The 16,537-nt window shown below is 50.7% G+C and carries 15 protein-coding genes; 6 read left to right on the top strand and 9 right to left on the bottom strand.

Annotated features, from left to right (window positions below; translation table 11 throughout):
* Window positions 1–156: 156 nt before the first annotated feature.
* On the bottom strand, window positions 157–636 hold the full coding sequence (locus tag PBOR_RS25050) for a ferritin-like domain-containing protein (RefSeq protein ID WP_042216390.1): 480 nt from the start codon (window positions 634–636) through the stop codon (window positions 157–159).
* 284 nt (window positions 637–920) lie between these two features.
* Between PBOR_RS25050 and PBOR_RS25045 the strand changes: the two genes are divergently transcribed.
* Entirely contained in the window at window positions 921–1,562 is a 642-nt protein-coding gene (locus tag PBOR_RS25045) for a GDSL-type esterase/lipase family protein (protein WP_218918857.1), read from the top strand.
* A gap of 68 nt (window positions 1,563–1,630) precedes the next feature.
* Here PBOR_RS25045 and PBOR_RS25040 read toward each other — a convergent pair whose 3' ends face one another.
* The 3 genes from PBOR_RS25040 to PBOR_RS25030 all read right to left on the bottom strand — a co-directional run bounded on the left by PBOR_RS25040 (window position 1,631) and on the right by PBOR_RS25030 (window position 4,906).
* Window positions 1,631–2,830 carry an MFS transporter gene (locus tag PBOR_RS25040; protein WP_042219900.1) on the bottom strand — a complete coding sequence of 400 codons (1,200 nt, stop codon included), beginning with the start codon at window positions 2,828–2,830 and terminating at the stop codon, window positions 1,631–1,633.
* Between the two features lie 87 nt (window positions 2,831–2,917).
* Window positions 2,918–3,949 carry an ROK family protein gene (locus tag PBOR_RS25035; RefSeq protein WP_042216386.1) on the bottom strand — a complete coding sequence of 344 codons (1,032 nt, stop codon included), beginning with the start codon at window positions 3,947–3,949 and terminating at the stop codon, window positions 2,918–2,920.
* 123 nt (window positions 3,950–4,072) lie between these two features.
* Window positions 4,073–4,906 (bottom strand): helix-turn-helix transcriptional regulator, encoded by an 834-nt coding sequence (locus PBOR_RS25030; protein WP_042216384.1) that lies wholly within the window; start codon window positions 4,904–4,906, stop codon window positions 4,073–4,075.
* 222 nt (window positions 4,907–5,128) lie between these two features.
* On the opposite strand from PBOR_RS25030, the gene PBOR_RS25025 reads away from it, so the two are divergent.
* Both PBOR_RS25025 and PBOR_RS25020 read left to right on the top strand, forming a co-directional pair.
* On the top strand, window positions 5,129–5,788 hold the full coding sequence (locus PBOR_RS25025; protein WP_042216383.1) for a ThuA domain-containing protein: 660 nt from the start codon (window positions 5,129–5,131) through the stop codon (window positions 5,786–5,788).
* Between the two features lie 23 nt (window positions 5,789–5,811).
* Window positions 5,812–6,915 (top strand): Gfo/Idh/MocA family protein, encoded by a 1,104-nt coding sequence (locus PBOR_RS25020; protein WP_174479832.1) that lies wholly within the window; start codon window positions 5,812–5,814, stop codon window positions 6,913–6,915.
* Between the two features lie 186 nt (window positions 6,916–7,101).
* Here the strand turns inward: PBOR_RS25020 and PBOR_RS25015 are convergent, their stop codons facing one another.
* On the bottom strand, window positions 7,102–7,299 hold the full coding sequence (locus tag PBOR_RS25015; RefSeq protein ID WP_157764124.1) for a hypothetical protein: 198 nt from the start codon (window positions 7,297–7,299) through the stop codon (window positions 7,102–7,104).
* Between the two features lie 717 nt (window positions 7,300–8,016).
* On the opposite strand from PBOR_RS25015, the gene treC reads away from it, so the two are divergent.
* From treC to treR, 3 genes are all read left to right on the top strand, one after another.
* Complete coding sequence (gene treC / locus PBOR_RS25010; RefSeq protein ID WP_425415505.1) at window positions 8,017–9,729, top strand: alpha,alpha-phosphotrehalase; 1,713 nt, start codon at window positions 8,017–8,019, stop codon at window positions 9,727–9,729.
* An 11-nt stretch (window positions 9,730–9,740) separates the two neighbouring features.
* Complete coding sequence (treP, locus tag PBOR_RS25005; RefSeq protein ID WP_042216375.1) at window positions 9,741–11,735, top strand: PTS system trehalose-specific EIIBC component; 1,995 nt, start codon at window positions 9,741–9,743, stop codon at window positions 11,733–11,735.
* Between the two features lie 145 nt (window positions 11,736–11,880).
* Window positions 11,881–12,600, top strand: a complete 720-nt coding sequence (treR, locus tag PBOR_RS25000; protein ID WP_042216373.1) for a trehalose operon repressor — start codon at window positions 11,881–11,883, stop codon at window positions 12,598–12,600.
* A gap of 18 nt (window positions 12,601–12,618) precedes the next feature.
* Here treR and PBOR_RS24995 read toward each other — a convergent pair whose 3' ends face one another.
* From PBOR_RS24995 to PBOR_RS24980, 4 genes are all read right to left on the bottom strand, one after another.
* Window positions 12,619–13,683, bottom strand: coding sequence for a sensor histidine kinase (locus PBOR_RS24995; RefSeq protein ID WP_081972171.1), 1,065 nt, complete (start codon window positions 13,681–13,683; stop codon window positions 12,619–12,621).
* Window positions 13,680–14,381, bottom strand: coding sequence for a response regulator transcription factor (locus tag PBOR_RS24990; RefSeq protein ID WP_042216369.1), 702 nt, complete (start codon window positions 14,379–14,381; stop codon window positions 13,680–13,682). The genes PBOR_RS24995 and PBOR_RS24990 overlap by 4 nt, the downstream gene beginning before the upstream one ends.
* A gap of 396 nt (window positions 14,382–14,777) precedes the next feature.
* On the bottom strand, window positions 14,778–15,533 hold the full coding sequence (locus PBOR_RS24985; protein WP_042216367.1) for an ABC transporter permease: 756 nt from the start codon (window positions 15,531–15,533) through the stop codon (window positions 14,778–14,780).
* Window positions 15,511–16,449, bottom strand: coding sequence for an ATP-binding cassette domain-containing protein (locus PBOR_RS24980; protein ID WP_042216365.1), 939 nt, complete (start codon window positions 16,447–16,449; stop codon window positions 15,511–15,513). Before PBOR_RS24980 ends, PBOR_RS24985 begins: the two co-directional genes overlap by 23 nt.
* Window positions 16,450–16,537 lie beyond the last annotated feature (88 nt).

The raw sequence follows: 16,537 nt of genomic DNA, 5'->3' as shown, positions 1-16,537 counted from the left end.
GCTTCTAACGCTAATCCGGCCGCTAGCGCAGCGATTCCATCACCTAATGCAGCTATAGAGATCCCAATAAAATTCCAATTGCTGTACCTCTATTTTCACACATTAGTGTATGTTCGTAAATACAAACCAAAAAAGGAATCTGTTCGTGTAGCCCACTTACTTCTGATTTGCAGCTAAGTGTTGTAGCAACAGATTATTATACTTCGCCGCATGTTTTTGCTCATCGAGAATAATGCCATACAAAGTATCCTTATAAATGCCGTAAGGAAGACCGAACCAAATCTTTCGATACTTTTCAACTGCGGACAATTCACCTTGGAAGGCTTTTTGCAACCCGGCAATATACGAATTAACATGTTCAGGAACTTCGTTGCTAACGCCTGTCACTTCATGTCCAGTTAATTCCCTGTACATTTGTCGGAACATATGATTATGCCCCCGTTCATCATTACGAATAGAGGTAATAACTTCAGCCTGCTCCTGGCCAGGAGCAAGTTGAATGAGCTGGTCATAAAAAAGTTCATCATTTCGCTCCCCCTGCACTGAAGTTCTTATTAATTCAAGTGCGTCTTGGCTTGAAGTTGCCCAAATGGGAGCGAATTGTGGTCTGAACCAATACGGATAAACCATATTCATGAGCGTAACCCTCCGATAATGTAAGTAATTCCACCCTCAATTATATGCACATGAGCCTAGTGTGTGATTAATTCTGAGTATACGAAAGATACAAGCCCTCAACGTGCTCTGTCCGCACCGCGCAGCCATTTCTGCTTGTCATACATTCTGTAAAAATAGTTATAGAGTCTGCTATATAATCCGGGGATAATAAGTAACGGATCTGGCAGATGCTCTGCTACAGCCAAAAGGAGGAGATTACCTTGACTCAGGAAGACCTTATTAACGAAATTTTGGATGATAACATGAAAAGAGAGAAAGAAGACAAAGTAAAAAAGTATAAGATTCTAAATAAATACGCCAAAAAAGGACAGACCGTACTATCCGGCTCGTCCCTGATGGAATACTTTCCGGTGAATGAATTACAGCAGACGCTGGCGAAGCAGACGGTTATTTACAACCGCGGAATTGCGGGCTATGTAACGAGTGAGCTGTTAAGTTCGCTCGAAGAATGTATTTTTGAGTTAGAGCCTGCTAAGCTGTTCATTAATATCGGTACCAATGACATCAGCTCGGCAGACGGCGAATATGACCCCGCGAGATTGCTTGCGAACTATAATGAGATTCTGACGCAGATTGGAGTAAGGCTGCCGGAATGCAAGGTATATGTAATGGCGTATTATCCGGTGAACGCACAAGCTGATTTTGCCGGCATGGATCAGGCTGCGAAAGAAAGCTACTTCCGAACAAGAACGAATGCCGCGTTACTCGAAGCCAATGCCGAAGTGGAGAAATTAGCGGCGCAGCATGGATATGCGTTCATTAATGTGAATGAAGGCTTGATGGACCCGGAAGGGAATTTGAAGGAAGAATACACAATGGATGGCGTTCATATGTATGCGAATGGGTACGCGGTGGTCCTTAATAATCTACAAGAATATCTATAAGCACCTGACACAATGCACAGCAGCAGTTCTCCGGAGGGGAGAACCGCTGCTGTGTTATCCCACTGTCCTCAGATCAGTTCCTCCCGCCGCTTCAAGTACACATACAGCACAATTCCCGACACGGAGCAGACCGCTGCGCATAAGCCGATGAAGCCATACCCCGCCTGCAGACCGCGCAGCAGGCCAAGCTCGCTTGAACGGCCATACACCGTCTTGACGAGTTCAATTACCCAGCCAATGATATAGTTCCCGATAACACTGCCGAGACCCATCAGCGTCACCACAAAAGTAATAGCCGTATCACTCCCGTTAGGATAGCGGCGGGCAATAAACGCCATAACGGTGGGGTAGATGATCGCGATTCCTGCTCCGGACAAGGCGAACAGAAAAGCGAGGCTTTCCCCACCAGCGAGGGCTGCAAAGGTACAGAGCGCCGAGAACAATGAGAAAATAATCAGCGAGAGCACGAAGCCGATCTTGTCTGTCAGCGGACCGATTAATAGTCTTCCCAGCGAGAAGAGCAGGAAGAAGGCCGACAGCATGCCGGAAGCCTTGACGGTGTCCCAGGCGTACGCTTTCTCCAGAAAGTTAACCAGCCAGCCGCCCACAGCGAGCTCGGAGACCACGCCGAAGGACAGGATCATCACCATCATCCAGAGCGCAGGATCGCGCATCAGGGTCTTGAAGGAAGTGCGGTCCTCATGCGGCAGATCATCACCGGGAAAGGTACTGCGCAGCGCCGACACAATCGGCAGCAGACAGAGCGACAGCATCACCAGATACATTCCGCGCCAGTCCAGCAGATGTCCAAACACACTCAGCGACATTACCCCGGTGGCGAGCAGCGGCGCTACGGTTGAACTAAGTCCATAGAAGAAGTGGGATAAATTCATCATCATCCCCGTGTTTTTCACAAAAATCCGCGCCCCCAGAATCGCCAGGCCAATCTCCAGCATCCCGTTGCCGATGTACATGAGGAAGTAGGAGGAAGCGAATAAAGGATAGGTATGCGAGAGGAAGATCAGCACACCCGAGAGGACCATCGAGGCGAACGAAACGATAGTGACCGCCTTGATGCCCCATTTGCGGACGAGAATTGCCGTGAACGAACAGGCGATGAGATAGCCCAGCGCATTCAGCGAGAGCAGCGTACCCAGCTGCCCTTCATCCAGGTTGAAAGCGAACTGAATCCGCGGAATGGCGGGGCCTTTAATATTTTCCGAGATCCCGAAGACAATAAACCCCAGAAAGATGGTTACGAGCTGCATGATATAAATCGTGTTGCGTTTGCCTGCAGAATTGCGTGCTTGAGCCTTCAAAATGATGCCTCCCGGATGATAAAAATGATGTGTGGCTTACTTCCGTTCAACCAGCTGGAACCGGTAGGTCAGGCTCTCCATGGTTGTTGTAATCAGTCCTGCCATGTATTCCTGGCGGGTGTCATTCTGGATGATCAGCTCAGGCATATGCTCGGGCGGAATAATCTCCCGGCAGCCGCTGCGCAGCTCCTCCAGCATCCCGGGCGATATATTATCACCGGTGATAACGATCGTAGCAGGGTTAATGATGCTGATAATGGACACCAGTGCATGTACCGCCAGCTTGCCGGGATCTCCATCGTTCTGAAGCAGCTGCAGCTGCTTCTCCCTCGGAATGCCATAAGGCAGGTAAGACACTTCTCCGCTGAAAAAGCTGTTCCCGTTAAGCAAACGCCCATTCACCATAAAGCCGGCCCCCGGGAAATGGTCCTTGGGGAAGGTCAGCACGGCAAACTGGCTCTCTTCATCCGGAAACAGCCGCTGATACAAGCCGTAAACCGTCAGATTCATATCGTTCTCAATAATAATCTCAACCTCTTCATAGCGTTCCTTCAGCAGAATACCAAGGGGCTGATCTGCGAGCGCCGGAACATCACAGATCCCGATCCGGTCTTGCTGAACTACACCCGGTATGCCGATGCCAACCGCCTGAACATTCGGGTGAACCTCAATAATCTGATCCAGCCAGTCTGTAAGGGTGTCTAGGGTAATCTGGTCATGCACTTTATCCGTTTGCTCCAGGATTTCACCATTCAGGTTCGCCAGCGCATAGCTAATGGATTGAATTCCGCCCTCTGAACGCACGATCATACAGATCATGAGGGAATAATTAGCGTTGAACTGATATTTGCGCGCAGGCCTGCCACCGCTGGATTCCTCCCAGCCAAGCTCCAGAATCTCCCCGGTCTGAACCAGTTCATTGAGAATGGTGCCGCAGGTGGCTACACTTAGCCGGGTCAGCCCGGCAATGGATGCTTTGGTGCCTATGCCGGATGTGCGGAGTATATTTTTAACCAGTTCGACATTTATTTTCTTCACCAGCTGTGTGTTATGAGACGGTGTGGCCATATCGGAACCTTCCTCCCGGATGATTATAATACTATTATTAAAAGAGTTATAATAAGTGTATTGTAGTGACTTCCCGGCAAATAAGCAAGAGATGATTAGCGCAAACAGAGCATTAACACAGGATCAACGAAGTTCGCTTGGTGTCCGCTGCTTGACCTGTTTAAATACACGGTTGAAGGTGCGGATATTGGAGAAACCGCATTCGAGCGCGATATCGAGTATGCTTTTGTCTGTGTTCAGCAGCAGCCGCTCAGCCTGATTGACCCGGATACTGTTGAGGTACGAAATGTAGCTCATGCCCGAGATGCTTTTGAAGAAGCGGGAGAAATAGAACAGGCTCATGTTGGCGTGACGGGCGGCGTCGGCAAGGGTGATGGGATACATGTAATTGACGTCGAGATATTCAAGGACCTCCTGCATGATCTTCATATTCGTAATGCGCCGTTTATCCTTATGGGGATTGACGGTGTCAAGCGGCATATGCCGCAGAATCAATGCGCACAGCTCGTGCAAAAGGCCGGTCATCAGCTGCTCGTGATGCGGAAGCTTCTGAACATGTTCCTGCAGCAGCTCCTGCATGATTGCGGACAGACGGCGGTTAATGGCCTCCTCTTCCGGTGTGGACGGCCGGTTCTCCCGGAAAGGGGAGGTGAGCCGCAGATTCAGGGGCCAGCCTGCCGGAAACCCGATCAGCGACGGATTAAAAATAATCAAAATAAGCTCGGACGTGTTGTCCCTGCTGTCATAGTAGTGGATATCTCCGCTGCTGCATACGGCCAGATCACCTGCCTTAAGCACCCGTGTCTCCGAGTTGATCCCCATCCGGATCGATCCCTCCAGTACATAGACAATCTCCAGATCATTATGCCAGTGGGCGAGATATTCAATATTGTGGCTTATAAATGCAGTGAAGGGAAAAGCTGTTCCATACGTTCGGTTCTCGTGAAAAGCTCTCATGATCTCTCCTGTTCTGAGTCTGCTGGTCCGCTTGTCAGGAAGCGGTTTCAGAGATTTGATGATTATCGCTCTATGTGTATATAAACTTAGCAAAAAATGACCATTCATACAAGCAAAATGGCGAGCATCCGCCACCTGTATGGATTACAATTTCCTCAGGGTATAGAGGTGCTTATTGATTCCATAACCAAAATTGATTGCAGGACAAAAGGAGAACTTGAGATGGCGAAGAAGGCATTGATTGTAAAAGGCGGATGGGATGGTCATGAACCGAATGAGGTTGCAGCGATTTTTGCCGGCATCCTGGAGGCTGAAGGGTTCGAGGTAGAGGTGTCGGATACGCTGGACAGCTTCAACAGCGCTGATGCGCTTAAAGAATTGAGCCTGATTGTGCCCGTCTGGACAATGGGTGAAATCGCAGGTGAACAGGTGGCGTCGGTGCTTGCGGCTGTGGCTTCCGGGGTAGGCATTGCCGGTTGTCACGGCGGGATGTGCGACTCCTTCCGTAACAATACAGAATGGCAATTTTTGACCGGATCACAGTGGGTGGCGCATCCCTTCAACGACGGGGTGGATTATGAAGTGAACATCGTAAGATCCGGCTCCAGCCCGATTGTGGAAGGCATCCCGGATTTCAAGGTGAAGTCCGAGCAGTATTACCTGCATGTGGATCCGGCGGTGGACGTACTGGCGACAACTACTTTTGTGCTGAGTGAAGGCGACCATTCGGCGAACGGTGTAATCACCATGCCTGTTGTTTACACGAAACGTTGGGGTCAGGGCAAGGTATTCTATAACTCACTTGGCCATCATGCGGATATCTTCGATATTCCGGAAGCCAAGGAACTGATGCGTAAAGGCTTCATCTGGGCAGCTAAATAAAACGGGACAAGGAGGGACTCATTGTGCGAAAAGTGAAAGTAGGTATTGTCGGCTGCGGGAATATCAGCGGCATTTATTTCGAGAATTTGACCGGAACCTTTGTGAATACGGAGGTCTATGCCTGTGCCGATCTTGACCTTGAGCGGGCAGGGAAGGCCGCGGAGAAATATGGAGTTCCTCATGTATGGACAACAGAGGAATTGCTGGCTTCAGAAGAGATTGAGATTGTCGTTAATCTGACGACGCCTAATTTCCACTTCGATGTGTGTAAGCAGGCTCTGCTGGCCGGCAAGCATGTGTATGTGGAGAAGCCGCTGTCGCTGACACTGGAGAATGGAACCGAGCTTGTTAAGCTGGCAAAAGATAAAAATCTGTTCATCGGCTGCGCACCGGATACTTTCCTTGGAGGCGGCCTGCAAACCTGCGCCAAGCTGATTGCGGACGGCTATATCGGAGAGCCGATAGCCGCAACGGCCTTCATGCTCTGCCATGGCCATGAGAGCTGGCATCCGGACCCTGAGTTCTACTATCAGGCCGGCGGCGGCCCGATGTTTGATATGGGGCCATATTATCTGACGGCGCTGGTGTCCTTGCTCGGCCCGGCGAAGACGGTATGCGGGATCACCAAAACCTCATTTCCGACACGGACAATCACCAGTGAGAAGAAGTTCGGCAAGGTGGTTGATGTCGAAGTGCCTACACATGTGGCCGGAATCATCGAGTTCGCCAGCGGTGCGGTAGCCACGATGATTACGAGCTTCGATGTCTGGCACAGCACTTTGCCGCGGATCGAAATCTACGGCTCGCTCGGCACGCTGATCGTACCCGACCCGAACACCTTCGGCGGGCCGGTCCTGCTGCGTCCGGCGCACAGCACGGAATTCCAAGAGGTGCCTCTGATCTACAATTATGCCGGGAACAGCCGCGGCATCGGCGTAGCGGATATGGCCCGCTGCATCGGGACAGGCGACACCCCGCGGGCCAATGGCGAGCTGGCAAATCATGTGCTCGAGATCATGCATGCGTTCCACACCAGCTCAGACACTAAGCGCTATGCGGAGCTGGTGACCAGCTGCGAGCAGCCGAAGCTGCTGCCGCTGGGATTGGTGAAAGGATATTTGGAGTAGTGAATATACAGGTTTAAAAGCAGCGATCTGTTCCCGTTATGTCCGGGGGCGGGTCGCTGTTTTTGTGCGTGGCTCCGCTACCCCGTTCGCAACCGCTGTGGCAGCAGTCCGGCCAATCCGCTCCGCAGCCCGTCGTGCCAGCAATCCGGCTTACATGCTTCGTACCCCCTTGCGCCAGCAATCCGACTAATCCGCTTCGTACCTCGTCGCGCCAGCAATCCGATTAATCTGCTCCGTACCTCGTCGCTCCGGCCAATCCGCCCCGCAGCCCGTTGCGCCAACAATCCGACTAATCCGCCCCGTACCTCTTCGCGCCAGCAATCCGACTAATCCGCCCCGCAGCTCATCCCGAGCGATCCCGCGCACCGCCCCGATGCTGGTCAATCGAAATAAGTGGAAAAAGAACATTTAATATCTCATCAAATACTAAAAAGAGGATAATAAGTGGAAAAAGAACAACTAATTCTGCCGAATATGCCTTCCGCAGAGAAATGGAGTGAATTAGATGCCCTTTATCCACTTATTGTTAATAATCAGTTTGGTTATTGAAATTTAAATGTACATTTTCCACTTAATTAATACTGGGCTAGAGACAAACTTATCAAAACGGGCCATTACTGCGATAAATGTCCAATTCCCCGCTGCAGATTGCTCACGCACCCTTGATTTAACCAAATATTACTGTTATTTATGCTTAACGGGGGACTTTCCAGCGCGATGCGGTCAATTAGCGGCTAAAGCTACTATTACAGTAACTAACACCGCTATTAATGCAGTTACCGCTACGCTTCAGTTATCGCAGTTACCGCTACGCTTCAGTTATCGCAGTTACCGCAATCATGGCGTTGCCGCTGCACTCCCCCCGATACACATTATCGCCTGTCTTAATGCCATTTATCTGTACTGCGCAAACACCAATACTACGCAAACAGCTGTACTTCGCTTACATCCGTGCTACGCAAACATTTGTCCTACACAAGCTATTGGCGGATTAACTCTATTGACAACCTGTATATACAGGTTTAAACTGTGTGAGGTGTTTGATCTTGTATATACAAGTTTAATGATTGAAATACAGCAATTCTTTTGGAGGTGCTTAATTTGACCCAGTCCCGGTATTCAGAATGGTGGCGCCGGTCCACAGTGTATCAGGTGTATCCGAAGAGCTTCAAGGACACGACAGGCAATGGAACAGGCGATATAAGAGGCCTTACTGAGAAATTGGATTATTTGCAGGAGCTTGGGATTGATATCGTCTGGCTGCAGCCGGTCTATGTCTCGCCCCAATATGATAACGGTTACGATGTTGCAGATTATAAGGAGATTAACCCCGATTTCGGGACAATGGAGGACTTCGACGAGCTTATACAGGAATTGCACCGGCGCGGCATGAAGCTGATGACCGATATCGTGGTTAATCATACCTCGACGGAACATGAGTGGTTCAAGCAGTCGGTTTCAAGCAAGGACAACCCTTACCGTGATTATTATATCTGGAAGGATCCGGCGCCGGGCGGCGGCTTGCCGAGCAACTGGCAGTCGAAGTTCGGGGGGCCTGCCTGGCAGTTCGATGAGGCTTCGGGACAATATTATCTTACGTTGTTCGACAAGACTCAGGCCGATCTGAATTGGGAGAACGCAGAGGTCCGCAGAGCGGTTAACGATATGATGCTGTTCTGGGCCCGCAAGGGTGTGGACGGCTTCCGGATGGACGTTATTAATCTAATCTCCAAGGACCAGCAGTTTCCTAATGATGACGGAAGTGTGCCGCCGGGAGATGGACGGAAGTTCTATACGGACGGACCGCGCGTTCATGAATACATCAAAGACATGTATAAAGAGGTGTTCGGCCCGTTTGAGATGGTAACGGTCGGGGAGATGTCATCCACTACCCTTGCGCATTGTATCCGCTACTCGAACCCTGAAGAGCGGGAGTTCTCCATGACCTTCAATTTCCACCATCTGAAGGTGGATTATCCGGGCGGCCGGAAGTGGGAGCTGATGCCCTATGATTTCGAGGCATTGAAACGGCTGTTCAGTGAGTGGCAGACCGGGATGCAGCAGGGCGGAGGCTGGAACGCTTTATTCTTCAACAATCATGATCAGCCGCGGGCCCTCTCCAGATTCACCGACGATGATGTTTACCGTGAAGAAAGCGCCAAACTTCTGGCTACAACGCTGCATGGTCTTCAAGGAACCCCTTATGTCTATCAGGGTGAAGAAATCGGCATGCCGAATCCGAAGTGGAAGGGCATCGAAGAATTCCGCGATATTGAGTCCCTGAACATGTACCGTATTCTCCAGGAACAGGGAAAAAGCCCGGAAGCAGCCCTCAGCATTCTGCAGGAACGTTCGCGCGACAATTCACGTACGCCGATGCAGTGGGATGACAGTCCGAATGCCGGATTTACCAGCGGTACGCCATGGCTGAAGGTCGATGAGCGGTACCCGGACATCAATGTGAAGAAAGAGCTGGAGCGGCCGGATTCCATTCTCCATCATTACCGCAAGCTGATTGCGCTGCGCAAAGAGCATGCTGTATTCACCCGAGGCGTATTCCGCAGAATGGATGAAGGACATCCCGAAGTGTTCGCTTATACGCGGACAGGAGAAGGGGAGGCGCTTGTTGTGGTCTCGAACTTCAGCAGCAAGGAGATTAGCTTCCGGTTCGAGGACAAATATTGGACAGACTTAAGCCATGCTGGCACGGACAAGCCTATAATCGGTAATACAGCCGATGCTCCTGCATTAACGCAAGAGCTTAAGCTGAGTCCCTATGCCTCCTATATGTGGTTAACAACATCTAATACGTGAGGAGTGATGATATGGCTATTGACCGCAAGAATGTAGAGGATATTGTACGGGCGGTTGGGGGCAAGGAGAATATTGAGGTCGCGACGCATTGCGTAACCCGGCTGAGATTCTCGCTCTATGACGAGAGCAAGGTGGATTCGGCAGCGCTGGACGCCAACGACCTTGTCAAAGGACAATTTTCCAGCCAGGGCCAGTTCCAGATCGTAATCGGTCCGGGAACCGTTGATAAAGTGTATGACGAGATGATTCAGCTGACCGGCGGAGCCCGTTCTTCCAAGGATGAGGTGAAATCGGCAGCGGCCCGTAAGCAGAATCCTCTGCAGCGGGCGATTAAGACGCTCGCCGATATTTTTATTCCGATCCTTCCGGCCATCGTAACCGCAGGTTTGCTGCTCGGGATCAATAATATTCTGACTGGACCGGGTATCTTCTTCAGCCAGTCGCTGGTTGACGTCTATCCGCAGTGGAAAGACATTGCGGCGATTATCAATACGATTGCCAGCACGGCCTTTACCTTCTTACCGGCCCTGATTGGCTGGGCGGCAGTGACCCGGTTCGGCGGCAGTCCGCTGCTAGGGATTGTGCTCGGACTCATTCTTGTCCATCCTGATTTATTAAGTGCCTACGGCTATGCCAGTGCTTCTACGGAAGGAACGGTTCCGACCTGGAATTTGTTCGGCTGGCATCTGGAGAAGATCGGTTATCAGGGACAGGTATTGCCGGTGCTGGTCTCGGCCTATATTCTGGCCAACATTGAGAAGTTCCTGAACAAGAGAGTCCATGACTCGATTAAACTGCTGGTGGTTGCGCCAGTGACTCTGCTGATTACAGGTTTCCTGGCGTTCACAATCATCGGACCGGTTACATTCGGCATTGCCAATGCGATCACTTCCGGACTGGTCTATGTGTTCGATCATTTCGCGATTCTAGGCGGCTTAATCTATGGCGGATTCTACGCGCTGTTAGTCATCACGGGGATGCACCATACCTTCCTGGCGGTTGACGTTCAGCTTATCGGCAGTGAAGGAGGCACCTTCCTCTGGCCGATGCTCGCTCTCTCCAACATTGCACAGGGGGCTGCGGCACTGGCGATGATGTTCGTCATTAAGGAACAGAAGACCAAAGGCCTTGCAGTGACGTCTTCAATTTCTGCCTTCCTCGGAGTCACCGAGCCGGCAATCTTCGGGGTCAATATCCGCTACCGTTATCCGTTCATCTTCGGGATGATCGGCTCTGCACTGGGCGGGGTTCTGCTCACAATTAACCAGGTCCGCGCTTCTTCCATTGGAGTAGGCGGGGTTCCCGGCTTCTTGTCCATCTTCCCGAACCAGTGGGGCGTATTCTTCGTAGGTATGGCGATTGTGCTGATCGTGCCGTTTGTGGCTACTGTGCTGTATGGCCGTGCCGTCGTCAGCCGTGCCGAGAAGAGTTCAGTTGCAGCCGCAGGCGCAACAGCAGCGGGAACAACAACGGTCAGCCCCCCGGCCGGACAAGATGAACTCAGCAGCCGCCGGTCCGTTCAAGGCTCACAGGAGCCGGTGAACATACTGGAGCTGGCTGCACCGCTCAGCGGCACGGCAGTACCGCTTGCGCAGGTACCCGATCCTGCTTTTGCCGAGGGGCAGATGGGTCAAGGGATTGCCATCGAACCTTCCGAAGGGAAAGTATATGCACCGTTTGATGCCACAGTCGCCCATGTAATCAAGAGCAAACATGCGCTTATTCTGGAGCATGCCAGCGGCGTGCAGGTGCTTATCCACGTAGGGATTAATACCGTGTCGCTCAAAGGCAGCGGATTCACCCAGCTTAAGAATATTGGGGATAAGGTGAAGGCCGGCGAGCTTCTGCTGGAATTCGATATGGATGCCATCCGCGCAGCTGGCTACCCGGTGATCACTCCAATCATCATCCCTGTAGGGCAGGAGATGGTGGAGAAGATTGAGGAGAAGACGGGACCGGCGACGGCGAAGCAGACCAGTATTCTGACCATCCATCTCAAGGGTTAACCCATTCAGTATAGGTTAAGACTTATAATTACAGGCAGAACAGCCCTCCGGGGCTGTTTTTCTTTAAAGCTGAGAAGCCGTACTTAAGAATTGAATCAATGCGTCCAAAGGCATGGCGTGATACAATATAGGGCGGTGATCTATAATGAGAGAAAATATATATTTGCAAATTTATAATGAATACAGTAACCAGATCCATTCCGGCCAGCTGCTGCCCGGGACCAAGCTGCCCTCCGAAAGTGAGCTGGCTGAAGCTTACAACACTTCGCGGGAAACGGTGCGCAAAGCGCTGAATCTGCTGTTCCGCGAGGGCTATATTAATAAAATTAAAGGCCGGGGCTCCTTCGTGCTGGATATGACCCGGATGGATTTTCCCGTAACCGGACTGATTTCATTCAAGGAAATGGCGGATACGCTGGGCGCTCCCTCGCGGACACTGGTGGAGGAGACTGTTCTGGAGCCGGCAGGCGCGGCGTTAGCCAGACAACTCCAGATTCCGCTGGATACTCCGGTATGGAAGGTAATCCGCGCCAGAGAGATTGAAGAAGAACGGATCATTCTGGATAAGGACTTTTTCCGGTCGGATATTGTGCCGTTCTTAAGCGCAGAGATCGCGGAAGGCTCTATCTATGAATATCTGGAAGTGAAGCTGGGGCTGAAGATCAGTTATGCGAAGAAGCTGATATCCGTGGAGCCTTCGACGGAGGAGGATCATCGCCTGCTTGATCTGAAGAAATACACTCATATTGTTGTTGTGCGAAACTATGTGTATCTGGAGAATACGGTGCTGTTCCAATATACCGAATCCAGGCACCGGCTGGATAAGTTTCAGTTTGTGGATTTTGCCAGACGGGTAAGACGGTAATAGGCCTGAAAGCGGCGCCTAGGAAATCAGCGGTAACGAAAAGTAAAACACATTTCCGGTACCGGGCAAGGTGTGAACCCCGATGTCCCCGCCATGTTCTTCAATAATGTATTTACAGATGGCCAGCCCAAGGCCAGCTCCCCCCAATTGGCTGGAACGTGATTTATCCCCGCGGTAGAAACGCTCGAAGAGGCGGGGCAAATGTTCAGGTGCGATTTCTGTGCCATTATCGCTCACGCTGACTTCAAGCCGCTTCCCGGTATGGGAAGCGGCTATGGTTATATGTGCCTCTTCACCTGCGTATTTGGTGGCATTGCCGACCAGGTTGTTAAATACCTGCGTGAGGCGGACCTCGTCTGCCCGCACCATTCCAGCCGGAAAGGGACGGACCACTGTTAATCTGGCTTTGCCCCCGGCAAATTCATATTCCAGCGGCCGCACGATGGATTCCAGCAGAAGGGCGCATTCCATCTCCCCGTAGTTCATTTGCAGCTGCCCCGACTCCAGCTCGGAGAAACGGAACAGATCCTCAATCAGATCGTTTAGCTTGTCTGTCTTGTCCCGGATGATCGATAAATAACGCTCGAATTTGATCGTATCCCGGGCGACGCCGTCCTGCAGACCCTCCACATATCCCCTGATAGATGAAAGAGGGGTTCTGAGATCATGAGAGATGCTCGCTATAAGCTCATTGCGTGCTTGTTCATAAGCGTCCTGGTTCACCTTGGATTCTAACAGACGGGTTCTCATCAGTTCGAACACAGCGCTGAACCTGCCCATTTCATCATTGGCCCGGTAAGTGATCGGGCAATCCATGTTGCCCTGCACAATCTGTTCTGCCACAAGCGTAAGCTCCCGGAGAGGCAGCAGAATTTTGCGGGTAATGATTCGGGTCATCCAAATCGTACAGCAGATAAGCGGGAGTGACACCATAATGATCACAGGAATCATTCCATTATAAGCTTCATCTGCCCGTGCGTTGTTATTGCCGGTACCAAGAGCTACAGATATGAGCAGCAACGGAAGCAGGATAATGATAAACATCGAAGCAACCATGGTGAAGCGGAGGCCCGGTTTCATCATTTAGTCCCCCCGTGAAATTTATAGCCTATGCCTCGAACGGTAAGAATGTACCGGGGATTTGCAGGATCAAGTTCGACCTTTTCCCGTATTTTTTTGACATGCACGGTTACCGTATTGAGATCCCCGTATTCGTGTATTCCCCAGGCACTCTCAAAAATCTGCTCACGGGTAAACACCTGATTGGGATGGATGGCAAGGAAGCGCAGCACCTCGAATTCCCTCGCGGAGAAATGAACGATCTCATTGCGTACCCGGACCTCATATGCTTTAAGATCAAGCTCCAAGCCGGGATATACGACTGAATTCTGTTGCTTGGAAGGTATGGCTAATCCATGGAAACGCCTCAGCTGAGCCTTTACCCTGGCCACAATCTCACCAGGACTGAAAGGCTTCACCACATAATCATCCGCTCCAAGACCGAGCCCCAGAATTTTATCGGAATCCCGTTTTTTTGCGCTGAGCATAATGATGGGAATATCAGACTCTGTACGTATACTGCGGCATACCTCCATGCCATCAAGCAGCGGCAGCATAATATCAAGGATAACCAGCTGCGGCTGAAACCTTCTGAAAGCCCGGAGCGCTTCTTCACCGTCTTGACAGAGAATCACCTCATATCGCTCTATCTCCAAATAATCCCTGATCAGCTCGGCAATCTCCAGCTCATCTTCGACAATCATAATCCGTTCACTTGCCATAGTAAGGACACACCCGTTTTCATAGGATTGTTGTTCTATATAAGACGCACTCAAGAGTTGAACTTGAAGCTTAGTCGTCACTGCGGTGAACATTTGGACTTCCGGCCGCTGTTGTCCCCAGATTTCTTGATTATTACCGCTGTCCGCGGTGGAAATCCGGTGACAAAGGCGGTCGCTACCGCTCCTACAGTTCCAAATTTCCCCTCCGCTTCTTTCGCTTTTTGTTAATTTTATTAGTGCGTCTTATATAAAAACCATCATATATGATTTGGATATTTCCGTAAATCAGGCCGGTTCAAAACCGATCATGGATAATATCAATAATGCGCCGGCAACAATGATCACCAGATAGAGGATGCGTTTTTTCATAATTAGGTCTCCTTTGAATTCTGTTTATTATTTGATTTCCATGTTTCTGAAGCTCATAATCCCCACCCAGGCAAATAAGAGAATAGTTGCAATTGGAATCAGAATAAAGAGAGCGAGTTCATATGTTGTCGGCTGGTAGGCGGTGATATCCATAAATAGCTTAAAAACGGTATGCTCATAAAATTCTCTGTACACAGCCCATTTCCCGCTCAGCCATTGTGAGATTGTATCGAAGAAAAGCAGTACCAGGAGCACCGCACCAATCGTTATGCCGCTTACTGTCGTTGTGACAGCGAACACGGCAACGATGGAAGCAAAGGCCGCTGCATATAGGATCGTGAAGGCAAGTGTGCGCAATAAATATAGGGGGGCATGAATTTCCGGGAGGCTGCCGAAGCCATTCAGCATACTGCCGGCTGCCACGCATATTACAGGGACGATGAGGGACAAAATGATGATTCCGGTAGAATAGGCCGTCAGCTTGGCAGCATAAATCTGCCCGCGGCTGTACCCCGAAGCAGCCGATATTTTCATAATCCCAAGGCCATGCTCATTTGAGAGGAAGAAGCCCCCCACTACGGCTAAAGAGACTTTAAGCACAAGCACATTAACTTGTACACCGTAGCCGAGCCCTGTAATACCACTGAAAACCTTCTGCTCTGAGCCCATATAATTTATAACTCCGGACAAGATGACCGCCACGAAGAAAAAAGTGAAACACAGAATCCGGAATGAGGGGTCTTTGTACAACTTGTACAGTTCAGACCGTAACAGGTTTGCCATTTGCCGCCCCTCCGATCAGCTTGGTATAATACCGCTCCAGCTTTTCGCCCATCGGCATGAACTGCTGGACTTCAAGACCTGCTGCAAACAGCTTCGCGGAGAGCTCGCCGGGACGGCCGAACGGTTCATACAAGCGGATGATACCGTCAGCATCTATCTCGTATTCCGTTGTCTGCCATTCTTCTTGTATAATTCCTAAGGCCCTCTCAGGTGAGTCCACCTTGATGTGCAGGTATTGCCTGCACTTGGCCTGCAGCTCGCTTACAGATAACTGCTCCAGCATCCGCCCGTTATGAATAATGCCGTAATCACTTGCAAGCAAATGGAGCTCACTCAGAATGTGGCTGGATATAAGAATGCTGATGCGCTTGTCTCTATTTAAATGAAGCAATAATTCTCTTAATTCAACAACCCCCACAGGATCGAGCCCATTGGTAGGTTCGTCAAGAATAAGCAGCTCCGGGTTGCCGAGCAGTGAGACCGCCAGACCCAGCCGCTGCTTCATACCCAAAGAGAAGTTGGCAGCGATTTTGCTGCCGGCCTGCTCAAGTCCTACTAATGATAACGTTTGGCGGATCTGAGACTTGTCGCGGATTCCCTTCTGCAGCCGGAATACCTCCAGGTTCTCTGCTGCTGTCAGATGAGGGAAAAGGGCGGGGGTCTCTATAGTCGTGCCAATCCTTTTTCTCGCCTGTACAAGCTTGGTACCTTCACGGTATCCGAATAATTCGATTTGGCCTGAGGTTGGCCTGGAAAGTCCTGCCGCTATCCGCATAAGGGTTGATTTTCCGGCGCCGTTCTGGCCTATGAACCCATAGATGCTGCCCCGGCGTATCGACATATCGACACGGTCCAGAGCAGGATGATTCTTGTAATGCTTCGATAATTGGTGTGCCTGAAGCACATATTCGCTCATGCGTTGTCCCACCCCACTACAGTTCTATGTATTTAATTTGTTTGCCGGCATTCTCTCATTCTAGCGGGCCGTTATAAACGTTCACCCC

Origin of the sequence: Paenibacillus borealis (assembly GCF_000758665.1) — a bacterium.
GTDB classification, from domain to species: Bacteria; Bacillota; Bacilli; order Paenibacillales; family Paenibacillaceae; genus Paenibacillus_AQ; species Paenibacillus_AQ borealis.
This window is presented reverse-complemented; position numbering and strand designations above follow the sequence as displayed.

Bases quoted from the DNA above. Each gene is read 5' to 3' on its own strand.
- PBOR_RS24995 (WP_081972171.1), bottom strand. From the start codon at position 13,683: ATGATGAAACCGGGCCTCCGCTTCACCATGGTTGCTTCGATGTTTATC.
- PBOR_RS25025 (WP_042216383.1), top strand. From the start codon at position 5,129: ATGGCGAAGAAGGCATTGATTGTAAAAGGCGGATGGGATGGTCATGAA.
- treP (WP_042216375.1), top strand. From the start codon at position 9,741: ATGGCTATTGACCGCAAGAATGTAGAGGATATTGTACGGGCGGTTGGG.
- PBOR_RS25050 (WP_042216390.1), bottom strand. From the start codon at position 636: ATGAATATGGTTTATCCGTATTGGTTCAGACCACAATTCGCTCCCATT.
- treR (WP_042216373.1), top strand. From the start codon at position 11,881: ATGAGAGAAAATATATATTTGCAAATTTATAATGAATACAGTAACCAG.
- PBOR_RS25035 (WP_042216386.1), bottom strand. From the start codon at position 3,949: ATGGCCACACCGTCTCATAACACACAGCTGGTGAAGAAAATAAATGTC.
- PBOR_RS24980 (WP_042216365.1), bottom strand. From the start codon at position 16,449: ATGAGCGAATATGTGCTTCAGGCACACCAATTATCGAAGCATTACAAG.
- PBOR_RS24985 (WP_042216367.1), bottom strand. From the start codon at position 15,533: ATGGCAAACCTGTTACGGTCTGAACTGTACAAGTTGTACAAAGACCCC.
- PBOR_RS25045 (WP_218918857.1), top strand. From the start codon at position 921: ATGAAAAGAGAGAAAGAAGACAAAGTAAAAAAGTATAAGATTCTAAAT.
- PBOR_RS25040 (WP_042219900.1), bottom strand. From the start codon at position 2,830: ATGCAGCTCGTAACCATCTTTCTGGGGTTTATTGTCTTCGGGATCTCG.
- PBOR_RS25030 (WP_042216384.1), bottom strand. From the start codon at position 4,906: ATGAGAGCTTTTCACGAGAACCGAACGTATGGAACAGCTTTTCCCTTC.
- PBOR_RS24990 (WP_042216369.1), bottom strand. From the start codon at position 14,381: ATGGCAAGTGAACGGATTATGATTGTCGAAGATGAGCTGGAGATTGCC.